Annotated in this window: 18 protein-coding genes and 1 tRNA gene; 6 read left to right on the top strand and 13 right to left on the bottom strand. The window is 52.3% G+C overall.

Annotated elements, in window-relative coordinates:
- Nucleotides 1–420: 420 nt before the first annotated feature.
- From BN4609_RS07200 to BN4609_RS07160, 9 genes are all read right to left on the bottom strand, one after another.
- Nucleotides 421–494: transfer RNA gene (locus BN4609_RS07200), tRNA-His, on the bottom strand.
- Between the two features lie 100 nt (nt 495–594).
- Nucleotides 595–978: a preprotein translocase subunit SecG gene (secG, locus tag BN4609_RS07195; protein ID WP_068855881.1), complete on the bottom strand. Its 384-nt coding sequence runs from the start codon at nt 976–978 to the stop codon at nt 595–597.
- A 1-nt stretch (nt 979) separates the two neighbouring features.
- Nucleotides 980–1,744: a DUF8458 domain-containing protein gene (locus tag BN4609_RS07190; RefSeq protein WP_021993959.1), complete on the bottom strand. Its 765-nt coding sequence runs from the start codon at nt 1,742–1,744 to the stop codon at nt 980–982.
- Between the two features lie 63 nt (nt 1,745–1,807).
- Nucleotides 1,808–2,392, bottom strand: coding sequence for an LptE family protein (locus BN4609_RS07185; protein ID WP_021993960.1), 585 nt, complete (start codon nt 2,390–2,392; stop codon nt 1,808–1,810).
- Nucleotides 2,376–3,608, bottom strand: a complete 1,233-nt coding sequence (locus tag BN4609_RS07180) for a sigma-54 interaction domain-containing protein (RefSeq protein ID WP_021993961.1) — start codon at nt 3,606–3,608, stop codon at nt 2,376–2,378. Before BN4609_RS07180 ends, BN4609_RS07185 begins: the two co-directional genes overlap by 17 nt.
- A gap of 297 nt (nt 3,609–3,905) precedes the next feature.
- Complete coding sequence (locus BN4609_RS07175; protein WP_068855880.1) at nt 3,906–4,910, bottom strand: lysylphosphatidylglycerol synthase transmembrane domain-containing protein; 1,005 nt, start codon at nt 4,908–4,910, stop codon at nt 3,906–3,908.
- Nucleotide 4,911: 1 nt separating this feature from the next.
- Nucleotides 4,912–5,997, bottom strand: coding sequence for a PdxA family dehydrogenase (locus BN4609_RS07170; protein WP_068855879.1), 1,086 nt, complete (start codon nt 5,995–5,997; stop codon nt 4,912–4,914).
- 28 nt (nt 5,998–6,025) lie between these two features.
- Complete coding sequence (gene rlmN, locus BN4609_RS07165; RefSeq protein ID WP_084791412.1) at nt 6,026–7,123, bottom strand: dual-specificity RNA methyltransferase RlmN; 1,098 nt, start codon at nt 7,121–7,123, stop codon at nt 6,026–6,028.
- A 571-nt stretch (nt 7,124–7,694) separates the two neighbouring features.
- Nucleotides 7,695–9,899, bottom strand: a complete 2,205-nt coding sequence (locus tag BN4609_RS07160) for a S8 family serine peptidase (protein WP_068855877.1) — start codon at nt 9,897–9,899, stop codon at nt 7,695–7,697.
- 496 nt (nt 9,900–10,395) lie between these two features.
- On the opposite strand from BN4609_RS07160, the gene BN4609_RS07155 reads away from it, so the two are divergent.
- Together BN4609_RS07155 and aroC are read left to right on the top strand one after the other, a co-directional pair.
- Nucleotides 10,396–11,088, top strand: a complete 693-nt coding sequence (locus tag BN4609_RS07155; protein ID WP_068855875.1) for an FKBP-type peptidyl-prolyl cis-trans isomerase — start codon at nt 10,396–10,398, stop codon at nt 11,086–11,088.
- A gap of 47 nt (nt 11,089–11,135) precedes the next feature.
- Nucleotides 11,136–12,215 carry a chorismate synthase gene (gene aroC, locus BN4609_RS07150; RefSeq protein ID WP_068855873.1) on the top strand — a complete coding sequence of 360 codons (1,080 nt, stop codon included), beginning with the start codon at nt 11,136–11,138 and terminating at the stop codon, nt 12,213–12,215.
- An 11-nt stretch (nt 12,216–12,226) separates the two neighbouring features.
- Here aroC and BN4609_RS07145 read toward each other — a convergent pair whose 3' ends face one another.
- The gene (locus BN4609_RS07145) at nt 12,227–13,138 is read right to left on the bottom strand and encodes a dihydroorotate dehydrogenase (RefSeq protein ID WP_068855872.1); all 912 of its coding nucleotides are present in this window, start codon (nt 13,136–13,138) and stop codon (nt 12,227–12,229) included.
- Nucleotides 13,126–13,902, bottom strand: coding sequence for a dihydroorotate dehydrogenase electron transfer subunit (locus tag BN4609_RS07140; protein WP_021994102.1), 777 nt, complete (start codon nt 13,900–13,902; stop codon nt 13,126–13,128). The genes BN4609_RS07145 and BN4609_RS07140 overlap by 13 nt, the downstream gene beginning before the upstream one ends.
- Nucleotides 13,903–13,958: 56 nt before the next feature.
- On the opposite strand from BN4609_RS07140, the gene BN4609_RS16485 reads away from it, so the two are divergent.
- The 3 genes from BN4609_RS16485 (at nt 13,959) to BN4609_RS07125 (ending at nt 16,626) form a co-directional block, all read left to right on the top strand.
- Complete coding sequence (locus BN4609_RS16485) at nt 13,959–14,408, top strand: hypothetical protein (RefSeq protein WP_164071608.1); 450 nt, start codon at nt 13,959–13,961, stop codon at nt 14,406–14,408.
- A 222-nt stretch (nt 14,409–14,630) separates the two neighbouring features.
- Nucleotides 14,631–15,695, top strand: a complete 1,065-nt coding sequence (locus BN4609_RS07130; RefSeq protein ID WP_068855868.1) for an agmatine deiminase family protein — start codon at nt 14,631–14,633, stop codon at nt 15,693–15,695.
- Nucleotides 15,696–15,750: 55 nt separating this feature from the next.
- A complete protein-coding gene (locus tag BN4609_RS07125) occupies nt 15,751–16,626 on the top strand; it encodes a carbon-nitrogen hydrolase (protein ID WP_068855866.1) in 876 nt (291 codons plus the stop codon).
- 134 nt (nt 16,627–16,760) lie between these two features.
- Here BN4609_RS07125 and BN4609_RS07120 read toward each other — a convergent pair whose 3' ends face one another.
- Both BN4609_RS07120 and BN4609_RS15705 read right to left on the bottom strand, forming a co-directional pair.
- Nucleotides 16,761–18,035, bottom strand: coding sequence for an MFS transporter (locus tag BN4609_RS07120; protein WP_068855864.1), 1,275 nt, complete (start codon nt 18,033–18,035; stop codon nt 16,761–16,763).
- Between the two features lie 12 nt (nt 18,036–18,047).
- The gene (locus tag BN4609_RS15705; protein WP_084791406.1) at nt 18,048–21,830 is read right to left on the bottom strand and encodes a DUF4922 domain-containing protein; all 3,783 of its coding nucleotides are present in this window, start codon (nt 21,828–21,830) and stop codon (nt 18,048–18,050) included.
- A gap of 572 nt (nt 21,831–22,402) precedes the next feature.
- Here BN4609_RS15705 and BN4609_RS07105 point away from each other — a divergent pair.
- The gene (locus tag BN4609_RS07105) at nt 22,403–25,837 is read left to right on the top strand and encodes a glycosyl hydrolase (RefSeq protein ID WP_068855860.1); all 3,435 of its coding nucleotides are present in this window, start codon (nt 22,403–22,405) and stop codon (nt 25,835–25,837) included.
- Nucleotides 25,838–26,577: the final 740 nt, after the last annotated feature.

Raw genomic sequence — 26,577 nt, 5'->3', positions numbered from 1 at the left:
GCGCTCGCTGGCACTGTTTTTTAAACGAAAATTGTCTTTTCATATATTTAAATAGGTGATGGTTATGTTATTGTAGTAGCGTTTAAGTTTTTTGAAAAACTTCGTTTTAAAGAGTACATGGCGTGCCCGTGCTGTCGTCTTTCAGGACGGCAGCGTCACTTAGCTGCCGTGTGTGTCAAATTTAAACAGTTTTTTCATTGTCTGAGATTGTTTATTTATCTATTCGCAAATTTAGTTAAAAGGATGTATATAAGTGTAATCTTTTTAGATAAAAAACGTTAACGTGACTAAAAGTTGGGTGTAATTTGTGTGAATAAATACGTATTTTATTACATTCATTCGGCTTGCCAGCTTTCTCTCACCGTGTGGATTGATTGCATAAAAAATGGAGATTTTGTCTAAAACAAAACCTCCTTGTTGGGTGGCCGGTGGGATTCGAACCCACGACATTCAGAACCACAATCTGACGCTCTAACCAACTGAACTACGGCCACCATTTTTATCATTTGACCTTTTGCCTTTAAAAGCGAGTGCAAAGATACAGCATTTATTTTATATGAACAAATAAATGCTGTATTTTTTTATCTCTTAATGTTATTTTGCTGGTGTTGCCGGTGCTTTGGGAGCTTCTTTCTGTGCACCGTTAACGGCTGGAGTCTGCTGCTGGCTTGCTCCGAATCCCTGGGTGTTTGTCGGGTTTGTTGTCTGTGTCTCTGTAGCAGTCCGCTCAAGAACGCTCTGTTCGCTCTTTGAAACAGGAGCTGTGTGAGAGCATACAACACTGAATACTACCATTGCTGCGGCAAGAGTCCATGTAGCCTTTTCTACGACATCGGTTGTCTTGCGTACACCCATTATTGCGTTTGACGATGAAAAATTGGATGCCAGACCGCCGCCTTTGGATTCCTGAATAAGCACGATGCCGATCATCAGCAGCGATGCTATGACGATTAAGATTACGAATAATGTGTAAACCATTTTATTTATTATTGTTTTTGTTATTTATTATCAGTTTCTTCAAAAATCGTATTTGGTCTGCAAAGTAAGCATTTTTTTTTGGATAATTCAAATTTAATCGTTGAATTATTTCAAGAGCCTTGGAATATCGTCCCTGTTTGATGTATATTTTAGCCAGTGTCTCCGTGAAGTAGCCCTCGTCCATTTCTTTTTTGTCATCGTCCAGACTGTCGAGGTGGGGGAGATATTCCGGTTCGTCCTTGAGCTGTATTTTGCCGCCTTCGTTGTTTATGAAGTCGTCGATAAGATTTTGTCCGCGCAGCTGCGGCTTGTCCTCTTCCTTGTTCTTATCTTCCTCTCCTTCCGTTTCGAGAAGATACGACACATAGTCTATAGCCGCGTCGGCGGGTGTGGGCTTTCTCTTTTGTTTCTTCTCTTCCTTATCGTCCGGTATTGAGTCGAGGAATGAGTTGATGAGCGAAATAGTGCGGTTCTCGCCCTTGTCCTCTTTCTTTTCTTCTCGCTCTACAGGCTCTTTCTTATGCTGGCTTTTCAGTCTGTAGTGTGCAGCCTCCACAAGGTCGAATATCTTCTTTCTGTCGGTTATGTATATAGCCGCGCGCCTCAGTTCCTCGTCGAAGGAAGAGTCATGCAGCAGATACATGTTCTGCAGCATCAGCAACCGTGCTGTCTGGTAGTATGGATACAGTGCGGTGAGACTCCGTAGCTCGTAAAGAGTTTCCTTGTTCATTTGTTCCGGATGTCCTATAAGACGCGTCAGATCCATATACCTTATTTATATTATATGTTGTTACAATTGTTCCGGTGTGCTGTTTTCTGTTCCCGTGGCTTACCAGTTTGCCACTGTTGCGTTGAATATCTGGTCCACGATGTCCTCTATCATTTGTGTCACGAGTTCCTCCTGTACGGCTGTCAGGCTCTGTGTGGTCTCGTATGAAGCTGTTGAGGTGAACTGTCTTTCGAAGTCCTCGTCGTGGTTCGCGTTGTTGGTGAATCTCACGTTCACCGTTATCGACAGCTCTGTCTGCGCCGAGTGTCCGTCGCTTGATACCGACTTGTTGCGCTGCGAGTATTGCGTTATCTCGCCTTCAATCTTCATGTCGCCGTTGCGTCTCACCTGTATCAGGCGGGTGTTGTTGGCAAACTCGTCTTTAAGCTTGTTGTTGAACATCGGTCCCATAGGTCCCCATACATAGCTTGAGCGGATGGGGAAGTCGGATATCTGTATTGTCTTTGTCTTGGAGTAGTCTATGCTTGCGCCGTTGAATTTGTATGATACAGAGCATGAGACGCACAGCGCGACAATACACAGGATGAACGCAAGTACAGTGTGTCTCTGTCTTGAAGCGTGTCTTGCCCGTCTGCGCAGGCTTTTTCCGGTTATGCCGTTGTCTTTTTTACTTTTCAAGCCCATATTGTTTTATTCTTCGGTAGAGCGTTCTGTCTGATATGCCCAGCTCCTGTGCGGCTTTCTTTCTGTTTCCGCCGTTTCGCTCGAGAGCCTTCTCCACCGTCAGCCTTCCTATGTCGCTAAGGTTGAGGCTTTCGTTGTCGTTTATCTCTTCCGCCTCCACTTCTTCTATCGGCGTCTGTCTCTGTGTCTGCGTGTCGGTCGCGTCGTAGCGCGCGTTTCCCGCAAGTGCCGGCAGATTGCTGCCGTATGTTGTCATGCTGTCTATCTTCCTGTTGTCGTCTATCTGTTTGCGCAGGCTGTTCATCTCCCTTCTCAGGTCGCTGATGTTGCCTCTCAGCTCATACAGTATCTTGTAGAGTATGTCTCTTTCGCTTTCGTATGAGTGCGAGCCTTGTCCGTTTATTTTTGCAAGCTGTGTGCTTTCCGGGTCTTGCGGTATGAACTGCTGCAGTGTCACGGCGTCCACCTCGCGCGTCTTGCAGAGTATTGACATCTGCTCGGTTATGTTCTTCAGCTGCCTCACATTGCCCGGCCATTTGTATTTCAGCATAAGGGCTTTTGCCTCGTCCGTGAGAGTTATCTTCGGTATTCTGTACTTCTCTGCCATCTGCATTGTGAACAGCCTGAACAGCAGGAGTATGTCCTCGCCCCTGTCCCGCAACGGTGGAATCTGCACCGGAATAGTGTTCAGCCTGTAGTACAGGTCTTCGCGGAACCGTCCCTCGCTTATTGCCTTGCGCATGTTCACGTTGGTAGCGGCTACGATTCTCACGTTTGTCTTCATTATCTTCTGACCGCCCACACGTATGTATTCGCCCGTCTCCAGCACTCTCAGCAGTCTTGCCTGTGTCGCCATGGGCAGTTCGCCCACCTCGTCAAGGAATATCGTTCCCTTGTCTGCTGTTCCGAAGTAACCCTCGCTTTCGCCTATGGCACCCGTGAACGAGCCTTTCTCGTGTCCGAAGAGTTCGCTGTCAATTGTCCCTTCAGGTATTGAGCCGCAGTTTATTGCGAAATATTTCTCCCTTTTGCGCGGTGAGTTGTCGTGTATCAGCCGCGGAATGATTTCCTTTCCTACACCGCTTTCTCCGATAATGAGCACCGACAGGTCGGTCGGTGCCACCTGCAGGGCGACATCAAGGGCGTGGTTCAGCGCGTCGCAGTTGCCCACGATGTTATAGCGTTGCTTTATCTTCTGGAGTTCAGACGTGTTCATTGGATGACAAAGTTAGGCAATTTCTTCGAAATAAGTGCAATACTTACTTGTTTTTAATTGATTTTTATATAAAGCAGGCTGCGCCCGGCAATTTGATAGCAAGCTCTCATTGCGCTCGCTGGCACTGTTTTTAAATAAAACAGGCTGCGCCCGGCAATTTGNCAGGCTGCGCCCGGCAATTTGATAGCAAGCTCTCATTGCGCTCGCTGGCACTGTTTTTAAATAAAACAGGCTGCGCCCGGCAATTTGATAGCAAGCTCTCATTGCGCTCGCTGGCACTGTTTTTTAATATATCTTTCAGTCTCGTGCCGTATTACTGTTATGACATTTCCGGTCTGCCTTCATAAGCAACAGACCTATCCCTGTCCACACAAGCTCGCGCAGCCTTACTATCAGTGCGGTGAATATTCCGGCTCCCGCTCCCGCTCCGAGACTTGCCGCCGACATGAGGAACCCGCCTTCGCGTCCGCCTATCTGCAGCGGCATGAAGAACAGCAGGTTGGCAAACAGACTTGTGAACGCCAGTATCAGTATGCACTGCACAAAGCTCACGCCGGGCGACATCAGTGTGATGATGATGTAAATCTCAGCCACCGAGCAGAAGCGGCACGCCAGTTCCAGCATCACAGCGGCTGCGAACCGGCTTTTGCTTTGTGTGTGCAGCGCCGCCGTCTGGCGGTCTATGTTTTCTATTTTCTCACGGTTGCGCGCGGCGAAGGCTTCCATTCTCTTTTTCAGCATCGGCATGTGGCGTGTGAGGTTTATCAGTCTTGATGCCAGACCTGTGCGGTAGCATGATATGAAGAACCACACTCCGAGCGCGCAGAACACTGTCGTGGCAGCCATCACCGATGCCGTGAGCGCGTCGGCAGGCTGTGTCAGGAGGCATATGAACACCGACATGAGCCAGAACAACAGGTGGCTGAAGATGTGCGTCATCACATACAGTATGACCGACGACGACGCTCTCTCCACGCCTATGTGCGGCTTCAGTTCCATCACCCTGTAGGGCTCTCCTCCCATCAGTCCGCCCGGAGTGGCGTAGTTGAGGGCGAATCCGCTCACAGTCACCTTGTACAGCCATCCGAACTTTATGCCGCTCCGTCCTCCGGCGTTTATTATCAGATACCACGCTGCGGTGTTGAGGATGTACAGCAGAGCCCAGAGCATGACGATGAGCGGAAACCTGTAGCTTGCGCTTTTCAGTGCGTCACGCGCCTCGTCCATGTCTATGCCGGCAGCCATGAGTATGAGTGCCGCCAGTCCGAAGCCGAAGAAGATGTTGTTCCACTTCCGGCTCATCCTACTTGTCGCCCTTTTCCGTTTCCTCGTTTTTGGAAACCGCGAAGCGCACCTTGTCGCTGTCGTCGCGCTTTTCGTGGTAAAGCTTCTTCAGAGGATTAGCCGGCGGCTCGTCGTAAGTGGCTCGGTTGCGCAGTATGTCAGCCGCCTCATATATGGCGTGTCTGAACGGGCTGACGTCCGCCTGCCATGTTCCGGCTATGTCGTGCCGTGCCCCGTGCGCCGTCGTTGTGCACACAAGAGGCAGTCCTGCCACGTAGCATGTGCCGCATTCCGTGGCAAGTGTCTTGAAGGGAATGAGTCCCTGGTCGTCATACATCGCCACTACGCCGTCGAACGACTCGTACATCCCGTCGCCGAAAAACGTGTTTGCCTGATAAGGACCGAACGCATACACACCCTCGTCATACAGTTTTCCGGTCACCGGAGCAATCACCTCGCTTTCCTCGTGTCCGTCTGTGCCGGGGTTGAGAGCCAGTACGGCTATGCGCGGGTTGTATATCCTGAAGTCGCGTTTCAGGCTTGTGAAGAAGTCGCGCGTCAGTTTCTCCAGTCCCTCTGCCGTTATTCCGTCAGCCACATTCTTTATGGGCAGCCCCGATGTTGTGGTGGTCAGGCGCATGGAGTCGTTTGTAAGGACGCAGAACGGAGTGTGCTCATGCCCGAAGTGTGCGGCGAGCCGTTCTCTCAGTTGTGCGTAGCACCCGTCCTCCTGTCCCTCCGGACCAGCCACGAGCACGTCGAACAGTCCTTTGCCGAAGTCCTCCAGAGCCCTTTCCGTAGCCTTTTCGGCAGCCCTGCGCGAGTCTTCCGTCCCGGTCCCCATGTCCACCTTCACCTCCTCGTCGAAGCAAGCCAGCATGTTTATCCGTCCCTCGCAAGCCTCCTCCGCACTGTTTATGATGCTGAAGTTAGCCTGTATGTCGAGAGCCTTCCGGTGATATGCGGCTATCTTTGGCGAGCCGTAGATTATCGGAATGCACAGGTCGAACATCTGAGGCTCGGCGAATGCCTTGAAAATAAGTTCATACCCTATGCCGTTAGTGTCACCGTGCGTTATGGCAACGCGTATTTTTCTGTGTTCCATATATGTATAGTTGTGTGTAAAAAGTGAGTCATTCAGTAGGCTTCCGTCCGTTGTCCGCGTCTCCACCGCCGTCGTTTCCGCCTGTCATCTTCCTGTCCGTGCCTTTTCCGTGTGCGGTGTTCAGCAGTCCGCAAGCCGCGAATATGTCCTGCCCCCGGCTTGCCCTGATTGTGGTGAACACTCCGTGCGCGGTGAGATAGTCGCGGAACGACTCCATCTTCCGCTCGTCGCATCCTCTCAGTTCCACGTCAGGTATCTTGTGATATCTTATCAGGTTCACCCTGCAACTCAGTCCGCGCGTGAGCCTTATTATCTCCTTCGCGTGCTCCATTGAGTCGTTCACGCCTCCGAACATGATGTACTCGAACGACAGCCGACGCTGGTGGCTGAAGTCATATCCGCGCAGCAGTTCCACGATGCTCTCTATCGGCATGGCGCGTTCGGCAGGCATGAGCTGCATGCGCTGTTCGTGGAAGGGCGAGTGCATGCTTATAGCCACGTGGCAGTCGCTCTCGTCGAGAAAGCGTCTCAGCTTTGTCTTCACGCCCACACTGCTCACCGTGACGCGCTTGGGGCTCCATGCGTAGCCGTAGGAAGCCGTGAGCGCCTCTGTGGAACGCAGCACATTGTCGAGGTTGTCCATCGGTTCTCCCTGTCCCATGAACACTATGTTGGTGAGCTTCCCGCGCTCCGGCAGGGAGTATATCTGGTTCAGTATGTCGCTCGCGGGCAGGTTTCCCTCAAATCCCTGTTTGCCTGTCTGGCAGAAAAGACAGTTCATCTTGCATCCCACCTGTGACGAGACGCATAGCGTCGCCCTGTCGTTGTCGGGTATGAAAACCGTCTCCACGCTCTTTCCGGAGGTGGTGGGGAAGAGATATTTCACTGTCCCGTCCTTCGATTCCAGCCTTTCCAGATGCGGCATGCAGCCTATGACGTAGTCCTCCTTCAGCTTCTCGCGTCCGACTTTCGATATGTTCGTCATGTCGTCGATGCTGCCGACGTGCTGCGTGTATATCCATTTTGCCATCTGTCCTCCGGCGAATGCCGGCAGTCCTGCGGCTTTTGCCACCTCCTTCAGCTCGTAGAGCGACATGCCCAGCAAGGGTTTTCTGATGTCTGCCATTTTGTTTGTTTTTTGATGGCAAAGTTAAGGAAAATCAGCGTAACAAACGAAAAAAAACATATAAATGCGGTATGCCGTACCCTTGCCGTGCCGTCTGCGGCTCCCTGCGGAGACTGTGACGCGCTGCCGTAGCGTGCGCCCTCATTTCCGCACATTCGTCCATTATGCACCCTTAGGAGCACAACGTCAACTCCGCGAGAACCGTTTGTTAGCATGCCGCAGGCTCATCCGGTGCGAATACGCGCTTTTTGAGGCTTTTTGTTAATCGTTTGTCTTTCAGTGCGTTATGCTTTTCTGTCGTCGCGTTAAGGCTTTCCTGCTGTGCCATACGGGCTTTCCTGTGATGCGGAAAAGCCCGTTTCGCCATGTCATTGAGCCCTTTTTATGATGCAAGACGTGCTTTCCGGCGATGCGGAACGGCGTTTCCGGTAGTCATGGCGGTGTTCTTCTGTTGTCTTTCCGCATCCTTATGCGGTTATTATACGGTTTCCGTGCCGCCGCGCTTTCTATTTTGCGATTTTCTTTTGTCAAAATAAAGTCAAGACAGGAAAGCATGTCCATGCCTCTCCCGTCATCTCATCCTTACGAGTGCCGAGCCTGTCGTGCCCTTTCCTCCGCCGTTTGTCTGCACCACATACACACCTTTGCCGGGCAGGTCCATGCGCTTGCTCATGCGCGTAGCGCCCCGTTCCATTACGGTCTTTGCCGCCAGCCGTCCGTCCGTGGTGTATATGCTCACCTCCAGCCGCCGCTCCAGCGGGGTGTCGGTCTCTATGTTGAGCGTCATGGCTTCGCCCGGACTTATTCTCAGCAGTTCAGCCCTGTGTGTGGATATGCCCTCTATCGCGTCGATGCCGAGTATGTCGAGCAGTCCCCGGTAGGCGTCTATCTGTCCGTATCCGTACCTGTTGTCCTTCTCGCCCTCCATGTCACCGTACCGGCGGCTCGTGCGTCTTATCACGCCCATTACGTCCTCCGGCGTGAGGTCGGGGCGCGCCTGAAGCCACAGGGCTATTGTTCCTGCTACGGCTGGCGACGACATCGACGTGCCCGAGCAGCTCATCCATCCGTAGCGTCTGCCCTTGAATGTCGATTCAGCCACCATCTCCGTGTCGTCTTCAGGATTGTTCTCCATGTAGAAACTGCTCATCGAGGTGAGTATGTTCGTGCCCGGTGCCAGTACGTCGGGCTTTGTCCTGCCGTCGTATGTAGGACCTACCGACGAATAGAACGCCCATTCGCCGTCCGTGCCGCAGTCGTATGTCTGCAGCTCGCCTTTCGTGTTGAGGTATCGGGTGCGGTAGGATGTCGCTCCGGCGCAAATCACATCGGGCGCGCTCGAGGGGGAGTTTATGCCGTGTGTGTTGTCCCCGTCGCGCAGGGCAGGGTTTTTGTCGCTGTCGTACATCTCTCCGTTGCCCCGGTAGAATTCGGTATCCGCCTCCGTGCCGGTCATCTCCACCGATACGGGTACAGCCATTCCTATGTGGTCAGGTCCCGACAGATAAATGTCGTAAGCCGTCTCCGTGTTGTCGTAGCACGACGTGTAGGCGAGCAGGTCGAGCGTGTATTTCTGTCCGCCCGGGCTTGTCTCTATTATCATTGTGGAGTCGGCAGCCGCCTTGATGTCGGCGGTGTTCACGCTCAGGGTGTCGTTCGTGTTTCCGTATATCACCACCCGTATGCCGAAATCATCTGCCGACTTCATCGTGAAATGCAGCACAGACTGTCCCCATATGCGCAGGAACGCTCCGGCGGACGCCCTCCCCGCAGGCTTTCTTATGTAGTTGCGCACGTGTCCGGTGTTGCCTGCCGACGACACGATGATGCGTCCCGGACCCGTAAGACGTCCGAGCATCTCGTAGTAAAGTATGTCGTCGCCGTGGAAGTCCTGCCCCGAGCCCTCGCTGAACGATATCACGCACGGCTGTCCTGTTGACTCCGCGTAGTCCATGATATATTTGAATCCGAGCGCGTCGGTGGCGTAGGTATATTTGTACAGGTCATCCTCGGCAATGAACTCAAGGTCGTCCGTCACGGCGTTGCTCACCAGACAGATGTCGCTCTCGTATGCCATACCCCTGTATTTTGTGTCATATCCGCTTCCGGCGGCTATGCCTGCAGTGAGCGTGCCGTGCAGCAGCTTCAGTCCGTCGCGCGAGTGTGAGTGGGCGAGAATGTCGTCCTGCGTCTCGTATGCCCTGCCTACATACATCCCGTTGCCGCCGTCTCCTGTGGCAAGCTGGTCCCAGAAGCGTTTTATTCTGTATTCTGCCGCGCCGGTGTCGTAGAAGTTGGGGTGTGTCAGGTCGAACCCCACGTCCTGTATGCCCGTCACCACACCGCGTCCGGTGTAAGCCTGCGGCAGGTTGCGTCCCTCATACACGGGCGTGGCGTTGAGCTGTATCGCCATCGAGTCCATGCTCACCGTGTTGCCCCGGTTTGCCTCTATGCGTCTCACCTCTTTTGCTTCGGCAAGCATGTTGAGCCTGTCGAGCGGTATGTCGGCTATGCATATGTCGCCCTCCTGTGCCAGCAGGCGGCATCCGTTGGCGGTAAGCAGACTGTCAGCGTTGCCTGCCGCACGCACGAAGGCGCATACGCTGGCTCCCTCTCCGGTGTGTGCGGCTGACGCGCCCCGTGCCGCCTTGCCTTTCGCGTGTGCTAAGGCAAGACGCCTCACAAGCGGAGACATTTTCGAAAGATTGTCTGCCATGGCTCCCGCCGGTATCGATGTCAGCACAGCCAACGCCATTATGAAGATTGTCTTAAACATGATATGATGATTTTATAAGTACAAAATAACAGAAAATATTCTATATATACAAATATAGTGAAAGGCGAGTGCAGCAGCAAGACGGGAAAACAACGTTTTACCGGGATTGATGTTGCCGAGCCGCCTCCTATATTATTTCAAATATAGTGAAAGGCGAGTGCAGTGCGAAAGATTGAAAACCCTGTTTTTCATCTCACGCATTGCCGAGCCGCCTCCTATATTATTTCAAATATAGTGAAAGGCGAGTGCAGTGCGAAAGATGGAAAACTCTGTTTTTCATCTCACGCATTGCCGAGCCGCCTCCTATATTATTCAAATATAGGTGAAAGGCGAGTGCGGTGTGTAATATTGAAAACTCTGTTTTTCATCTTTCGCATTGCCGGACGGCATCCTATATTATACAACTTGCTGAAAGATAAATTGTATGACGTCCGGACATGCGGAATGAATTAAAATTATTATCTTTGCGCCTATAATCAAAATTCAATACAGACAAATGGACAAGACAATAAACAAATATGTGGCAGTCGCTTATAAGCTCTATGCTACAGCCGACGGAAAGACAGAACTTGTGGAGGAAGCTACCGAGGAAAAGCCTTTCCAGTTCATAACTGGCTTCGGAATAACGCTCGACGAGTTTGAGAAACAAGTCTACGGGCTTGAGCAGGGCGAGGCGTTCGACTTCATTCTGACGAAGGAACAGGCTTACGGCGACTTTGAGCAGGAACGTGTGCTGAATCTGGACAAAAGCATGTTCAGCATAAACGGGCACTTCGACCACGACAATATATACAAAGACGCCATCGTACCATTACAGAACGAGGACGGCAACCGGTTCTTCGGACATGTCCTCGAGGTTACCGACGACAAGGTGACAATGGATCTCAACCACCCGCTCGCAGGCATGGAGCTCAACTTCAAGGGCAAGATTGTGGAGAGCAGGGAGGCTACCAACCGTGAGATAGAGGGCATGGTGAACCGTCTGAGCGGCGAAGGGTGCAGCTGCGGATGCGGTGGAGGCTGTGGCGGAGGCTGCGGTCACGACCATGATAAGGACGGCGGGCATGAGTGCTGCGGTCATGGAGACGGCGGCTGTCACGGTGAGCATGACCACGGACATGGCGGTTGCCACGGCGGACACGGTCATGGTCACGACGGCGAGGGCGGTTGCTGCCATCACAGACATTGAGAATTAAAGGCGGAGTTTGTGCCCGCCGGCATATACAATACAAGGAAATGGGAAATACATTCGGCAACATATTCAGGCTCACCTCTTTCGGAGAAAGCCACGGTGAGGCGGTTGGTGGAGTGGTGGACGGCATGCCTGCCGGAGTGGAAATAGACGTGGAGTTCATCCGCAGCGAGCTGCGGCGCAGGCGTCCGGGACAGAGCCTCATAACCACAGCGCGCAAAGAGCCTGACGAGGTGGAACTGTTAAGCGGCGTGTTTGAGGGTCGCTCTACCGGCGCTCCCATCGGTTTCATCGTGCGCAACACCAACCAGCACTCCAACGATTACGACAATCTGCGCGACGTGTTCCGTCCGTCGCATGCTGACTATACTTATTATGAGAAATACGGAGTGCGCGACCACAGGGGCGGAGGACGCTCGTCGGCGCGCATAACCATAGCGCGCTGCGTAGGAGGAGCACTTGCCAAGACCGTGCTCCGGCAGATGGGCATCAGCGTTACGGCATATACCTCGCAGGTGGGCAATATTGCCATCGACCGCGACTATCGCAAGTACGACCTTGCCGGAGCCGAGAACAACGCTGTGAGATGTCCGGACGCCGGGGCGGCTGAGCGTATGATAGAGCTTATAAGACGCATGAAGGGTGCGGGCGACACCGTGGGTGGCATCATCACTTGTGTGATAAAAGGCTGTCCGCCGGGGCTCGGCGAACCGGAGTTCGGCAAGCTGCACGCCATGCTTGGAGGTGCCATGCTCGGCATAAACGCCGTGAAGGGCTTTGAGTATGGCGACGGGTTCGACTGTGTTACGGGTCATGGCAGTGAGCAGAACGACGTGTTCGACATCGGTGAGGACGGTAGGGTGGTGACCCTCACCAACCATAGCGGAGGCATACAGGGAGGCATCAGCAACGGCAACGACATCTTCTTCCGTGTCGCCTTCAAGCCTGTGGCGACCATCTTGCAGCCGCAGCGCACGGTGGACGTCAACGGCAGACGTGTGGAAGTGACTGCCCGCGGACGCCACGACGCCTGTGTCGTGCCGCGTGCGGTGCCTGTGGTTGAGGCAATGGCGGCTATGGTGATACTCGACTGCTGCCTGCTGAACAGGACGGTGAGACTGTAGCGTAAGGCGGCTCACACGTTGAGCGCGCCTATTATCTCGCTTACCGATGTGCAGCCGTGACGGTCGAGCCATTCGTTTATGCCGTCTCTCACCTTCAACGTCACTGTAGGGTCGATGAAGTTGGCTGTTCCTATCTGTATGGCTGTGGCTCCTGCCATAAGGAATTCTATCGCGTCGGCGGCGTTGCATATGCCGCCCAGACCTATCACCGGTATTTTCACGGCTTTTGCCACCTGCCATACCATTCTCACGGCTATGGGTTTCACCGCCGGTCCGCTTAGTCCGCCGGTGGCTATGCTGAGCATTGGCTGACGCTTCTCTATGTCTATCGCCATTCCCATGAGGGTGTTGATGAGCGACACACTGTCTGCTCCTTCAGCCTCACACGCCTTTGCTATCTCGGCGATGTCGGTGACGTTGGGCGACAGTTTCACAATGAGAGTCTTGTTGTAACGCTGTCTCACAGCCCTTACCACGCTTGCCGCGCCTGCGCATGTCGTTCCGAATGCCATGCCGCCCTGCTTCACGTTGGGGCAGGAAATGTTGAGTTCGATAGCCGGAATCCTGTCAAGCCTGTCGATGCGTGCCGCACATTCGGCGTAGGTATCGGGTGAGGAGCCGCTCACGTTTACTATCATGTTGGTGTCGATATCCTTTATCTGCGGATAGATATGGTCGCAGAAGTAGTCCACTCCCTTGTTCTGCAGTCCCACGCAGTTGAGCATTCCCGACGGTGTCTCAGCCATTCTGGGATAGTCGTTTCCCTCGCGCGGCTGCAGAGTCGTGCCTTTTACGATGATGCCGCCTATCTGGTCGAGGCTCACGAAGTCGGCATATTCCAGTCCGTAACCGAACGTGCCGGAGGCTGTCATCACAGGATTCTTCAGCCTGAGCCTGTTTATTCTTACACTTAAATCTGCCATAACAATTTCTTGATGTTGATAACCGGACCTTCCTTACATACACACACATTGCCCTCACTCGTCTTTTCCACGCAGCAAAGACATGCTCCCAGACCGCACGCCATCTTGTTCTCGAGAGACGCCTCACACTCTATTCCGTTCTTGTAGGCATAGCGTGCCATTGCCACCATCATGGGCTTGGGACCGCACATGGCTATTCTGTCGAACGTCTCAGAGGCAAGAGCGGAGTGGTTGGTCACAAATCCTTTCTCACCGAAAGAGCCGTCTTCGGTTGTCACAAGCACACGTCCTGTCTGGCTGAACATGTCGTATTCGAGTAGGTCGGCTGCCGAACGCACACCGAGAAGGAATGTAGGCGTTATGCCTGAATCCTTGAGCCGCTGTCCGAAAAAGAGCAGCGGAGCCACTCCTACGCCTCCTCCCACAAGCAGCACTTTGTCCGTCTGAGATGCGGGCATGGTGAAACTGTTGCCCAAAGGAAGCACGCAGTTGAGCGTGTCGCCTGTTTTCAGTCTTGCGAGAGCGCGCGTCCCGTCTCCTATGGCGGCTACGAGAAGCCACATCTCATTGCGTTCCCTGTCCACATAATTGATGGAAATGGGACGCCTGAGAAATGTTGTGGGTGAACCGTCCACCCTCACTTCGACGAACTGACCGGGCAACATCTGCGGCAACGGTTCCTTGTCGGTGAGCTTGATGAGCGTGTATTTGCTGTTAGGATGCTCTACGGCAGAAACCTGAAGGTCAAGAACATACTTCTTCATATTCTCATTCTATGTGAATAAATTGTTTTGCTTGATGAAATATATCAGTGTGGCACGTGTATGATATCATCGGCAAAGGTAGTCAAAATAATGATTTTGTGCAAAACAAAACTGTGATTTCGTACAAAAACAGTGCCAGTGAGCGCAATGAAAGCTTGCTTTCAAATTGCCGAGCGCAGCCTGTTTTATTTAAAAACAGTGCCAGTGAGCGCAATGAAAGCTTGCTTTCAAATTGCCGAGCGCAGCCTGTTTTATTTAAAAACAGTGCCAGTGAGGGCAATGAAAGCTTGCTTTCAAATTGCCGAGCGCAGCCTGTTTTATTTAAAAACAGTGCCAGTGAGGGCAATGAAAGCTTGCTTTCAAAATGCCGGGCGCAGCCTGTTTTATTAAAAAAAACATTCTTACTTTCCAGCCGGGAAAGCGTTTACGGACCGGCGGAAAATATCGTCCGGACCGATATGAAAAGTCATGCGCGCAAATCAGGACAGTTGTTTTGGTTTATGTAATAATGTGTGTTGACTTATATTATAATGTGTGCGGACTTATGCGATAGGAAGTGCTGATTGATGTAATAATGTCTGTCGGCTTATATAATAATATGTGTTGGTGTATATAATAATGTGTGCGGCATGATATTAAATAATGTACAGGTCAATATGAAAGGGAGAGCGGACGTGTATTCGGAATTTTCTTTCTATATTTGCATAACGAATCTAAGACATTGTTTTATGACAGAGACAAACAGAACGAAATATTTTCTCCCCGCCGAATGGTACGAACAGAGCGGCGTACAGCTCACATGGCCGCACGAAGACACGGATTGGCGTCCCTATCTTTACGAAATAACGGAGGTCTGCCTGAACCTTGTCAGAATAGTGGCACGTCATGAGAAAGTGCTCGTTGCGGCGCGTGACGCCGACAAGGTGAGGCGTCTTATCGAGTCGTCGACGGATGAAGACGTGCGCGGAAACATAAGAGTGTATCAGTGTGAGAACAATGACACATGGGCGCGCGACCATTCTTTCATAACGCTTGTGTCCGAGCGGGATGGCGGAGAAGGCAGTTTCAGACTGCTGGATTTCCGCTTCAACGGATGGGGACGGAAGTTTCCAGCCGACAAGGACAACCGTATCAATGCGTCGCTCTATGATGCCGGAGCATTCAACGGCGTGAGGGTGGACAATGACGACTTCGTGCTTGAGGGCGGATCTGTGGAAAGTGACGGCAGAGGAACTATATTCACGACAAGCATGTGCCTGCTTGCTCCGAACCGGAACCAGCCGATGACACGTGAGGAAATTGAACAGCGGCTGATGAGCGAGCTGTGTGCCGACCGCGTGGTGTGGCTCGACCACGGCAGTCTCACGGGCGATGACACCGACGGACACATCGACACCACGGTGCGTACGGCACCTGACGACACACTTGTATACACCGGATGTGACGACAGCGGGGACGGACAGTATGAGGATTTCAGAAAGCTTGAGGAACAGCTGCGGGGCTTGCGGACAGCCGACGGACAGCCTTACAGACTCCTGAGACTGCCCATGCCCGACGCCGTTTATTACGACGGAGAACGTCTCCCTGCCACTTACGCCAACTTCCTTGTGACAAACGGTGCGGTGATAGTGCCCGAATACGGTCAGCCGGAGAAAGATGCTGAGGCGCGGAGGGTAATCGCCGAGGCTTTCCCGGGGCGTGAGACGATAGGCGTGAACGCGCTTGCCGTGGTGCGCCAGCACGGTTCGCTGCACTGTCTCACCATGCAGTTTCCCAAGGAATGCATGCGTTGAGAGCGGTCAGAAGTGATTATTTGGAAATGTAAACAATAACGAAACAAGTCATATTATGAAAGTAGGAATACTCCAGCAACGTGTCACTGAAGACGTGAAAGCCAATATGCGGCACATAGCCGAAGGCATAGAGCGGCTGGCAGACGATGGCGCGCAGCTCGTCGTTTTGCAGGAACTGCACAATTCCCTTTATTTCTGTCAGACCGAAGATGTTGACAATTTCAATCTGGCGGAGCCTGTCCCGGGTCCATCCACTGAGTTTTACGGTGGACTGGCACGCCGCTTCGGTGTGGTGATAGTGACGTCGCTGTTCGAGAAACGCGCCGCCGGGCTTTATCACAACACGGCAGTTGTGATGGAGCGAGACGGAAGCATAGCCGGAAAGTACCGCAAGATGCACATTCCGGACGACCCGGCTTATTATGAGAAATTCTATTTCACGCCAGGCGACATAGGCTTTCATCCGATAGACACAAGCGTGGGCAGGCTCGGCGTTCTCGTGTGTTGGGACCAGTGGTATCCCGAGGCAGCAAGACTGATGGCTCTCCAGGGGGCTGAGATATTGGTTTATCCCACCGCCATAGGCTATGCCGACAGCGACACACCCGACGAACAGGAGCGGCAGAGAGAGGCTTGGACGACAGTCCAGCGTGGGCATGCCGTTGCCAACGGACTGCCTGTTGTGACAGCCAACAGGGTGGGATTCGAGCCCGACCCGAGCGGTCAGACAAAGGGAATAAGCTTCTGGGGCAGTTCGATGGCTGTGGGTCCGCAGGGTGAGATGCTGTGGCGTGCCGGACGCGATGAGGAAGAGAGCGTGGTGATAGACATCGACATGTCGCGCTGCGAACAGGTGCGCCGCTGGTGGCCTTTCCTCCGCGACCGCCGCATAGAGGAGTACGGCGACATTCTGAAAAGGTTTGCCGACTGACCGCCTCGGCTTTTTATACGGCAGAAACTGAATGTGCCGTACGGAAAAACGAAACCCGCCATGACGCAGGACAATGGAATGCCAGAAGCGTCATGGCGGGTTTTATTGTTGGATAGTGATATTCCGGCGGTCCGTCATTCTTCATGTTTCTTACCGAAATCGGAGTCAATCTTCAGGAACCATGCCACTACGAACGTTATGGCGCAGCTTGCCACCACAATGTTGAAGAACATGCGGTAGCCCACGGCTTCCTGAAGCGCGCCTGCGAACAGTCCGGGAATCATCATCGAGCATGCCATGAAAGCCGTGCATATGGCGTAGTGGCTTGTCTTGTATTCACCCTGGCTGTAATAAATAAGGTAGAGCATGTAGGCTGTGAAACCGAATCCGTAGCCGAACTGTTCAACGAACACGCATGTGTTTATTATTATAAGACTTGACGGCAGGGCGTAGCTCATATACACATATACGATGTCGGGCAGGGTGATGGCGCACACCATGGGCCACAGCCAGCGTTTCAGTCCGTCCCTGCCAACGACTATTCCTCCGAGAATGCCGCCCAGAGTAAGACCTATTATTCCCACCGTGCCTTGCACAAGACCGTATTCCTGCGGCGACAGACCTATGCCGCCGTTGCTCGGAGCGTCGATGAGGAACAGTGCAGAGACCTTTGCCAGCAGTCCCTCGGGCATGCGGTAGAAAATCATGAAAAGCAGTCCGGTGATGACATACGGCTTCTGGAAGAAAGTCCTGATGGTGTGGATGAGGCTTATCCATATGCTTCCTGCGTCTATGCCATGGCGTCTGCTGTCGTCCTTAGGGCGCGGAAGGATGTATCCGTGCCACAGACACAGGGCGATGAACAGTCCGGTCATGCCGTAGAACGTGAGGCTCCAGGAGAACGATATGCTGTTTCTGAATATCACCTGAAGGTTGCCCGCTATCATGACGAGCACTCCCTGACCGAATATCGTAGCCAGTCTGTAGAAGGTGGAGCGTATGCCCACGAACAGCGCCTGATGGTGCTCGTCGAGTCCGAGCATGTAGAATCCGTCGGCGGAGATGTCGTGTGTCGCGCTCGCGAAAGCCATCACCCAGAAGAAGAAGAGTGTTCCCTGCAACCAGAACTCGGTGGGTATGGTGAAAGCCACGCCTCCGAGAGCCGCTCCTATGAGCTGCTGCATGGCGATGATCCACCATCTTTTAGTCTTTATAAGGTCCACGAAAGGGCTCCACAGAGGCTTTATCACCCACGGCAGGTAGAGCCATGATGTGTAGAAGGTGATTTCGGCGTTGCTCAGTCCCAGCTGTTTGTAGAGCACGAGCGATATGGTCATCACCGTGACATAAGGTATTCCTTCCGCGAAATATAGTGTGGGCACCCATGCCCAAGGGCTTTTCTGCTTCATCGTCTGACAATGTTATTCGTAAATTCTTTTTATTTCGGCGTTGTGATAGTAGTGCAGCAGTATCTTGTCATAGCCGTATCCTTTTTCTCCCATCACCGCCGCGCCTATCTGGCACAGTCCCACACCGTGTCCCCATCCGGCTCCGGTGAGCTCGAATGTCTGCGGCACACCGTCCCTGATGTCCTTCCTGTCCACCACGAAAGCGCTGCTGTAAAGATGCGTACTGCTGAGCGCGCGTCTTATCTCAAGCTCCTTTCCGATGGTGAAGGTGTGCTTCGAGCCCACTATCCTCAGCCTGCATATGCGTCCGCTTTTGCCGCGCTCAAGCGGAATGAGGTCTATTATGTCGCCGAAGTCGGTCTTCAGTTTCTCACGTATCAGTGCAGCCAGCTCCTGCTGCGTGTATGTGACGTGCCACCGGTAGAAGTCGGTCGTCTCGCGGTCGTAGTCGTTTAGCACCTGCGATAGAATCCTGTTGTCAGCCGTATTGCAGAATGCCTCCGGCGAGGACGTTATCCACTGCCGCGCGTTCTCCTCGCAGGTGAGGTCGGGCAGGGTCTCAGCCGCGCTTCCGTCAGCGTCGCGCACTGATGTGAGATAGTCCATGCTCTTGTCTTCCCAGCAGTATTCGTACTGTTCGCTCACGCCTCCGCAGCATTTGCTGAAGCGCGCGTCGCATATCTCGTCGCCCGACATGAGTATCTCGCCCCGCGTCTCTCTCACCGCCTGCGCCACGTGTCTGTCAGACGCTTTGGTTATGCCCTGGTAGCGTTGGCAATGGTCGTCGGCGCAGACATCGAATATAGCGTGGTCTCCTCTGTCGTACCAGCGTATGAGCTCATCGTCTTTCTTTATGAACGAGAAGAAGTTGTCGCTGCGTCCCTGCTGCCTGTTCCTGCGCTCTATCTGCGCGAGCAGCCAGCTGCGCGATATCACTGCGTGCGCCTTCAGCAGCTCTATGCCTGAGGTGGCGCACATCTCGCTCGATATGACGCTTTCGAGATAGCTCTCCACCGGCAGCTCGTTTATGGCGTACATGCTGTCTGCCTCCACAACGAGACGCAGTGTTCCGAGGAACGTCTGTGTCTCCTTTCGTTCCCAATGGAAGTTCACGCCTATTGTGACATCGTGCAGTGAGAACGACGTGTCGGGCGACTGCGGGTGGAATGTGAGCTCGCGGTACTGGTTGCCGTTCCACAATATGCCGCCCTCGAAGAACTCCACTGTCTGCTCGCCCTCAATGAGTCTGCCCTTGGCGGAGTAGGGCTTGTTGAGCGAGAAACGTATTTTCGCCCCGCTTACTATTCCTACCGACACCATTGGTTGCCTTCCGTCGAAGTGCCGGTTGCTGCCGTTCTCTTTTATGTCAAGCTTCTCGAGCGCGTCCACTGTGCGCCCTATCATCTCCTCCGTAGCCCCGCATTCGCGTATTATGTCAGCCGCCTGCCCTGGAGTTATGCTCTCGAAGTCCTCTTGGCGCGGTGTGATGAGCAGTCCTGCCATGTCGAGCGCGCCAGGACTTATGAGCATGCGTGTGTCGCCTTCAGCGGCATAGTAGCAGTCGGGGCGGTGTTTGGAGCGTGGAATTATAACCGATATGAAACCTCCGTTTTCGCTCCATGCCAGAATGTTCATCATCGGTTCGGTGCCGTCCTTGTCGTCGGGCATGGCGTCATAGAGTGTCTCAAAAAGTGCCGTGCCCTTTGCCGCGTCGTCTGTTTTAATGACGAATGCCGGACATATGAAGCCAGTCATCAGAGCCAGCATGTTGTTGTCGTCGTAAGTGAGCAGCGGGCGTAGTGCGCGGCTCAGCCTCTGCCAGTCGTTTGTCAGCGGCAGACGCCCTCCCGAGCCAGCCTGAAAGTGCATGTGGTCGGGCGCGGACGCTCCGCAGCGCGGTCCGTTGTAGAACACCGTCACTGTGGGGTAGGCGGTGAGGATGCTGTATATCTCGCCGTAGTTGCCGCGTATGTCCTGCGGCTCGTGACGCTTCTTTGGTATGGTGAAGTGTACCGGCAGTATGGGGAACGGATTGACAAGAATCCGGAAATTGTCGTCCATCGACTTTGCGAACTGCTCCTCCGGCATGTTCTCCCTGCAGAGGAAGCACTGCCGTCCGGCTATCGCCTTCTTGGAGATGTCGGCTCCTGTCGACACGATGCGCGCCGGATTGTGCTGCACCATTATGGTGTTGTCTCCGCACGCCAGCTCCCTTGTCCTCACCTGTTGCAGTCCGTGATAGCGCGCTCTGGCGTCGTCCCACTTCTCAAGCTGGCGGTTGAAGAATCTCATGAGCGAGTTGTCCGTGGCTATGTCGGCGCGTCCCTGTCCGAGCAGTTTCCTTGCCGAAATCTCCATCGTGCGCAGTCTGTCCTTGTAGAGGTTGTTGGCGTTGAGCTTCTCTATGCTCAGTGAGGCGTCGCTGTTGCCTCCCCAGCGGCGGCAGAGATACAGTTCGTCATATATGCGCCCTATCCGGTACTTGCGGCTGAAGATGAGTCCCATGGCATAGTCCTCGCCGTAGCTTGTGTTTGGGAATGTGGTCTGGCGCACCAGCGGAGTGAAGAACGCCCTCGGCGCACCCAGTCCGTTTATGCGCAGGGCGTTGTTCGGACCGTTTGTGTCGGTCCATTCCTTATGGTCAATTATTCCCGGCGGCAGTGTGTTGAGGTCAAAGTCGCACATGCGGTAGCTGCCTATTATCATCGCCGCTTTCTGAGAGTAGAAGGCGTCTACTATGCGTTGCAGCGTGTGAGGTGACGAATACAGGTCGTCGCTGTCGAGCTGCACGGCGAACCGTCCGCACCTGTCGTCAGCCACAGCCGTGTTCCAGCATCCCCCAATACCGAGGTCGCGGCGTTGGGGGATGATGTGTATGAGCCTGCCGTCCTTCCGTGCAAGCTCTTCCAGAATGCGTGTGGTGCCGTCGGTGGAGTGGTTGTCCACCACGATGACGTTATACTCGAACGCCGTGTCCTGCCTCAGGGCGGAGTCTACGGCGTCGGCTATGGTCTTCTCGCGGTTGAACACCGGAATGATGACAGAAGCCTCCACGGCGAACTCCTGTTCGTTGAAGTCGGGACTGTTGTATAAGGATGTGTCCACGAGCGCGCCTATACACTCGAGGTGATGGGTCACGGCGTGCTCCATTTCCTTCTGCGCCTCGCGGTTGCGCGGGTCCACATAGTCGAACTGTCTCACCCCGCTCTTCCTGTTGTCTGTCTCTTTTTCAGTGTAGAGAAACTCGTTTATGTGGAATATTCCAGCCTTGCGGCTGATGAAGAGCCGCAGGTCGTAGAGTCCAGCCCAGGTGTAGTTGGTGTGTGCCGAAGCCGCATACTCGTGTAGCAGTGCCGACTTTATGAGCATGAGCTGTCCGAAGTCGAAGTCGTCTCTCACGCTTCCCTCCTGATAGTCTGTAGCCGGATGTGGCACGGTGTGTCCTTCGGTGATGGTGTACCGGTCGCTGTATACCAGTGCGGCATCCGTGTCCGACGCCACGCGCAGGAATCTCTCAGGCGCGTTCTGTCCCAGTATGAACGGAGTGCCCTTTGTGCTCAGCAGCACATACTCGGCATCCGTGCACCGTTCGATGTCGGCTATGGTCTGTCCGGAAGCCGGATTGTCTGTCACAATCACATTGCAGTCGGCAGGCAGTTCCTCGTTGTGTATGAAGTCTCTGTTTACTATCAGACAGATGTTGCTTATAGTCTTGTTTTGCCGGAGGGTCTCGAGCGTACCGCTCATTTCCTCCAGATCAAGGCATGGCAGGAAACAGTCTATTTTTCCTCTCATTGTATTGCGGTATTATTTTTATTCCAGTCAAATGACTTGCAAATATAATATAAAAAACGAACTTAAATAATAAAACCGTCTATGATTTTATTCCCCGTAAGGTCTGTTGGGCGGACATGTCATGTTTCCGTACTGTGAAGTTGTGCCGACGTCGCGATATTCCGTATGCCGCATCCTTTGTATTAACTGTCTGTTGCGTCGGATGTAGTTTGTCATGATGCCTTTTTTCATATGTATCATGCCTGCATGGCTGTCTTTGGTGTTTTCATTACGTATGAAGGAAATATGCTTTACGCAAAGCCGATTGTGAGCGTCCGTATATCGGTCAACCGTGATATTTGCGCTTTTAGATGTATATTTTGATATCATTGTGTATGAGGACATACACTGACGGCAGTCCATACGGATTATTTGCATACCTTTGTCTTCGGCCGTTATTATGATGCCCGCTTATATTTCTCTGAATTTTAATAGTATAAAGAGGTTTGAGCCGGAACATCATTACGCCGTTTGATATTTACCTGCGATACTTGAAATTTACATTAAAACTTAATTATTTATACTAACTTGTTATGAAAAAAAAGTGTTTGACCTTTGTTGTGCTGTTCATGGCATGCGTCATTAAGACACTGGCTCAGTCAGAACCGATGAGTCTTTCCGGATTTTCTGCTCCGTCGATGGCGTGGCGTCCGGTCCCGCTTTGGTTCTGGAACAATACTGAAGTGAAGGAAGACGTCCTGCAGTCGCAGCTCAATGACATTCTGACAAAAGACAATTATGGCGGTTGTGCCATACTACCGTTCGGTCAGTCATTCCGTCCCGGATATCTTTCCGAGGAATATTTCCTGCTTTACGGCAAGGCTATCGAGACAGCCAAAGCCCATGGTGCCAAGATGTCGCTGTACGATGAGTACGGTTTCCCGAGCGGAAGTATGGGCGCGATAAACGGTTCGGGCGAAACAACATTCAAGAACAACCACCCGGGAATGACTATAAGACGTCTGGACAAGTCGGAATATATCACAACGCCCGGACAGTCGCTGCGCCGCAGAATAAATGCCAGCGGCACAATAATGGCCGTTGTCGCTATGGAGACAGACACTAAAGAAATAATATCACTGAGGGATCATGTCAATGGAAACATACTTACATGGGATGTACCGGAAGAAGGAAAATGGAAGGTTATGTCCTTTGTGTGCGTGGAAGACGGCGATCCTAACGTGAACTATCTGTCTCCGGAGGCAGTCAGCCTGTTTGTGCAGGATACCCATGAAGCCTACTACAAACGTTTCCCGGAGGCATTCGGAACAACCATCACCACCACGTTCTTTGACGAACCTACAATGTATCGTGCCAACGGACGCATGTGGACTGATGACTTCAACGAGAAATTTACAGAGCGTTTTGGTTTTTCGCCTGAAACAATCTATCCGGCTTTGTGGTATGACATAGGGCCAAAGACCGCAGCGGCACGCAATTGTCTTTTTGGTCTGCGTGCGGCTCTCTACGCCGAAGGATTCATGAAGACCATCAGCGACTGGGCTGAGGCACATGGCATAATATCTACCGGACATCAGGATCAAGAGGAAATTGTAAATACCGTGAGTGTTTCCGGTGACCTCATGCTCGACGGAAAGTATATGGGAATGCCTGGTATCGACAAGATCGGCGGCAACCGTCCGGCCGAACATTTCTATAAGGTCGTGTCGTCGTCGGCCAACAACTGGGACAAGACATACGTAATGTCCGAGACATACGGAGACATGGGCAACATAACGATGGAGACAATGTATCGCATTGCTACGGAACAATACACCAAAGGTATCAACCAGCTTATACCTCATGCCGTGTGGTATGATAACGGCAATGTGACTTTCCGTCCGGAACTGTCTTACCGTAATCCGCTCTACAACTACGGTCTTGCTGACTTCAATACATTCCTTGCACGTCTCAACTACATGCTTGCACGTCCGGGACGTCATGCGGCTGATGTGGCGATGGTGTATCCTATAACCACCATGCAGGCCGGACATTATCTTGACGGACCGAAAGGTTACTATCAGGGAGGAGTGGACATACCGGGCATAGACTACAACGTGGTGTCGGAAATACTCACCGACCAACTCGGCGTTGACTTCACATACGTTCATCCAGAAGTGATTGACGACCGCTGTGACGTAACGGGCGGACGCTTCGTGATGAGCAACAAAACCAACAGCGAGTCGTTCTCCGTTATCATAGTGCCGGGCTGCAAGGTCATGACTCTGAGCAACATGAAGAAGATAGAGAAGGCTTGGGAGAACGGAGTGAGAATAATCTTCACCACACAGCTGCCGCAGCAGACTGCCGATATGAACGGCTCGGACGACGATATTGCGTCGATTGTGAACCATATGCTTGTCACAGAGAAAGAAAAGGGTAGTGCCGTGTTTGTGGAAAATCCTACCGACGAAACTCTCCGTGAGGCACTTGCCGGAGCAGAACTCGACGTAAGATTCAGTAACGCGCAGCAACCGTTCAACTATATACATAAAGTTATTTCGGGCGGCAACGTATATTACTTCGGTAACATAGACAATGCGACTGCCGAAAACAAGATAACACTTAAGGGTGAACTGTCAGCCTGCACTTTGCTCGACCCGCGTACGGGCAAGAGCGAAGCGGCAGAGATAAGTCATGAAGGCGGTAACACCGTGATCACTCTGAAACTTGCGCCCGAACAGTCGGTATTCCTTGTGGAGAATAAGATACTCGATACCACCGAACCGCCTGCTGTTGAGGAAAAGGGTTACACCGTGGAGATGAAGGTGAAGATAGACCAGCTCTCTGCAGGTGTGTGTCTTGCAGGCCGCAATACCAACAACTATTATATGTGGCAGATTAATCTTGAGAATCCGTCGGAACCAAAACTTCGTCCTCACCGCTGGTTTGACGGACGTGTGGAACTGCTCGGAGAGGTTGACCTGAAGGACAAGGTGACAATCGGTACAGATGCTGCTTTCGATTTGAAGATAGAGATTGTTGACGAGAAACTCGCCCGTACATACATCAACGGTGTGCTTGTCGATGAGCGTTATGGTCAGTTCGCATATGGCTTGATAGGTTTCCGTCAGACCCACAGCGACGCTGCCGGATGCGAGGAGATAGCACGTTTTGACGACATAAAGGTTAGTTCGCAGGACGGCAAGGTACTTTTTGCCGAAGATTTCTCCGGTGACAACACGTTTTCGGAAGGCAGCGTGGAGGATGGATGGCTCTGTGTGACAGGTGCGATGGCGCGCGACGTGTATGCTTGGCCGCTCGGATTCAGAAAGCTTTGGTACACCGTTGAGGCCGACCTCACACTTCTTCGCGACGACGCATGCCTGGTGTTCTCTTCCATCGACGACAATAACTACTACATGTGGGCTGTAAACATATTCGACGGCAACCTGCCGCGCATACGCCGACATGTGTATAATGGAGGTAATCTGACATGGAGCGACACTGAGTTCGACTCGTTCTCGAAAAGTGATATTGAGGGACAGGAGCGCCGGGTAAAGATAGAAGTGAAGGGCTCGCTCATAAAGACATACATCGACGGTGTTCTTGTGGACACGTTTGTGGATTTCTCCGACAATCTCGTGATGGGTGACATGGGTTTCAGAATAGACGCTAGTGGTCCGCAGAAGGATGAGGCTTATTTCGACAATGTCGTAGTGACGCAGTATGCCGAGGACGGAACTCCAAAGGTTGTGCTTGAAGACGACTTCGAACCTGGTGGTCCGACATGGTTCAGCAAGGGCGAGACAGTGGATGTGGATGGCAACCGCAAACTGTGGATGCACTCCACCGGTCTTTACAAACTCATGCAGGACGAAAGCCCTACAACCGGGATTGGCAACGTGACTGCCGACAACAAGTCAGACAATGACAATGTTTATACTCTTGGTGGTATTCGTGTTGACAAGTCGAATATGACTTCGGGCATATACATAAGCAATGGTAGAAAGGTAATCGTGAAGTAAGAATATAGTTTTAAAGTAGTTTTTTGAGGTTCGGATGCCGTGGTGGTATTCGGACCTTTTTTATTCTTTGTATGGCGCATGATACTGCTGTAAGTTTGTATAAACATAGTGTTTTGACAGGTTATACCGGCATATCTTGTGTCGTACGGCATAGTATCATGGGATAATATGCGTTATGTATAATTATGCATTTTCTGTTGTGATATTCTGAATTTTCATATATCGTACTCTCGTGAGAGTAGCGTATTGGCGCAGAAAAGTATTGCCGGTCGCAAATACTCGATTCTTAGAGCGTTTTGTTATATTGTTAACAGATTACGGTTTGTCTTTCCCTGCGATGTTGTATGTATCTTTTTTGCACTGCGGAACAGTCTGTTTTGCAGTGCAGAAAAGGCTTTTTCGTAGTGTATTATGGGCCGTTTCGTGCAGTGAAAAAAGCTTTTTCATGGCTCGAAACGGGCTTTTCTGAAATACGGATGAGTATAAAGCAGGTTTCCGGTAATTTCCGTACGTTGTGAAAAAGACTCTGATGCAGTGGTCTGTCCGATTTTCCATGTTTTCTTTTTTCTATTTTGCAGAATTATTCAGACAAGATATTTTACTGTCGGAATTGTATAAATATACGTTCCGAAATTCTTTTTCCGTTATTCATAGTGCATTGTCCGATGGTCTTCACATGCGGTGACGGTAGGATGTCGTGCTTTCCGCGTTTGTTTATATACCGTTGCTATGTTTATGTA

This window comes from Leyella lascolaii, from assembly GCF_900079775.1.
In the GTDB taxonomy this organism is placed as follows: Bacteria; Bacteroidota; Bacteroidia; order Bacteroidales; family Bacteroidaceae; genus Prevotella; species Prevotella lascolaii.
Note: the sequence above shows the minus strand (reverse complement) of the source record. Positions and strands in the feature narration are given on the sequence as shown.